This window comes from Mucilaginibacter sp. P4_E8, from assembly GCF_056401495.1.
Map to the genome: position 1 here is coordinate 1 of NZ_JBFUJG010000309.1, position 2229 is coordinate 2229.

Below are 2229 nucleotides of genomic sequence, written 5' to 3' on the forward strand. Positions count from 1 at the left end.
GGGCAGTGGTATTTGACGGAACGACGATATGTACATCGCAGATACCGTTCATCTTTCCCCCGTTTTTGCCGGATAGACCAATTGTTTTGCAGTTTAATTTTTGCGCCGCTTGAAACGCGTTTATAATTCCCGGACTATTCCCGCTGGTTGAAATACCAATAAAGAGGTCGCCCGGCTGTGCAAATGCTTCCAATTGCCTGGAAAACACAAAATCATATCCGTAGTCATTAGCAATAGCGGTAATTGCAGATGTATCGGTAGTTAACGCGATACCCGGCAATGGCTTACGTTCTTTAACAAAACGGCCGGTTAATTCTGCGGCAATATGCTGGGCGTCGGCGGCGCTGCCGCCGTTCCCGGCAATTAATACCTTATTCCCGTTTTTGATAGTGGTACTTATTAGTTCGCTGCCCGCCTCAATATCTGCAACAAGTACTTCAATAACTTTCTTTATAGTGTTGTAATGCTCATTAAGTTCTTCTGAAACCATTGGGCTGATATTAATGAATTAAGATTTAGGGTTGATTATTTAGATTTTGCTTTTAACGTTAGGCCATAATTTTAAATCGTGGCTTTAACCTTTGTTTTTCGCTTTCGGCCATATCCCTTAATAATTTCATCAACAGTGGTAGTAGCACTCCCCAGGTGACGTATAACAATGGCTGCAGCGTGATTGGCCAGTTCACAAGCTTCTTCAAGGTTTAATCCAACGGCAAGGAAATAAGCAATGGTTGCCAAAACGGTATCTCCGGCACCCGTAACATCAAAAACCTCTGTGGCCTTTACGGGTAATGCTATCTGGGCATGTTTGCTCATGATCACCATTCCCTGTTCAGATAATGTTACTACAAGATAATCCGCATCGGTTTGTTCAAAAATAACATCAGCGGCTTGTCTTAAACTCTCCATTGAATTGATGTGCTCTGATTTAGCTGCTTCGGCCAATTCCTTACGGTTGGGTTTAATGATATAAGAACCTTTATATTTTCTAAAATCAGATCCTTTAGGATCTATGATGACTTTTTTGCCTTGAATTTCGGCCGCCTCTATAATCCGTTGGGTTAATAGTGGTGAAAATAACCCTTTATTATAATCAGACAAAACAACCAGATCGGCAGTGGCCATGTAGGCCATCACCTTATCCATCAAGGCGTTTTCGATATTTGGGGATAATATATCAGTTACTTCCTTATCTAACCTTACCAGTTGGTGGTTACCTACAAGCACCCGTGTTTTTATGGTTGTTGTTCTGTTTTCCTCTTTAATAATAGCATCAATTTCAACACCTTCATCTATCAATAGCTTGATAAGCTGGTTGCCCATAGCATCATTTCCAATAACTCCGGCAACTGTTACTTGTGCACCTAATGATACCAGATTTTGTACCACATTACCTGCACCGCCTAAAGTAGTTGATTCACTGTTTATATTAACAACAGGTACAGGTGCTTCCGGAGAAAGCCTGCTGGCACCTCCCCATATATAATGATCTACCATCAGATCACCTATTACAAGAATTGTTGGCTTCCTTGCCAATTGTAAATGATTTAGTAAGTCTACCTTCATAGTTTTTGAGATTTAAAGATTTGATCAATAGGCGTTTTCTTCTCCTTTTAGAATATTGGCAACAGTCATATAAATTATTTTCAGATCAAGCCACATTGACCAGTTTTCCAGGTACCAAATATCAAACTCAACCCTTTTCTGCATCAAAATCGGGTCTTTTGTTTCGCCTCTGTAACCATTTACCTGTGCCCATCCGGTTATTCCTGATTTTAAAAAGTGTCTTACCATATACTGATTTATGATCTCCCTGTATTCTGTGGTCATATTCAATGGGTGAGGCCGCGGACCAATAACACTCATATCGCCCAGCAACACGTTAAAAAACTGTGGTAATTCATCCAGGCTGGTTTTTCGTAAAAACCTGCCAATTTTTGTGATCCGGTCATCGTCTTTTGATGCTTGTTTATCAGTTTGGTTATTCATTTTCATACTCCTGAACTTATAGCATAAAAATGAACCATTATCCTTACCGCTTCTTAATTGTTTAAACAAAATGGGGCCCGGGCTTTGTATTTTTATAATTAATCCGATTATTGGATAAAGCCAGCTTAATAAGAATATGATTACCAATGAGCTGAATAAAATATCAAATACCCTTTTCTTAAATCTGTTTTCTACCTCTTCCAAAGGCTCATTCCTGTTACTAAGAACAGCAAACTCACC

Annotated in this window: 3 protein-coding genes; all 3 read right to left on the reverse strand. The window is 39.7% G+C overall.

Features of this window, described 5'->3' with window-relative positions:
- The coding region (locus tag AC1DRQ_RS30815; protein WP_477429837.1) for a D-sedoheptulose 7-phosphate isomerase at window positions 1-490 on the reverse strand (490 nt) is incomplete at its 3' end.
- A gap of 71 nt (window positions 491-561) precedes the next feature.
- Window positions 562-1566, reverse strand: a complete 1005-nt coding sequence (gene rfaE1, locus AC1DRQ_RS30820) for a D-glycero-beta-D-manno-heptose-7-phosphate kinase (RefSeq protein ID WP_477429839.1) — start codon at window positions 1564-1566, stop codon at window positions 562-564.
- A gap of 24 nt (window positions 1567-1590) precedes the next feature.
- Window positions 1591-2229: exopolysaccharide biosynthesis polyprenyl glycosylphosphotransferase (locus AC1DRQ_RS30825; protein WP_477429841.1), on the reverse strand; the 639-nt coding region annotated here is incomplete at its 5' end.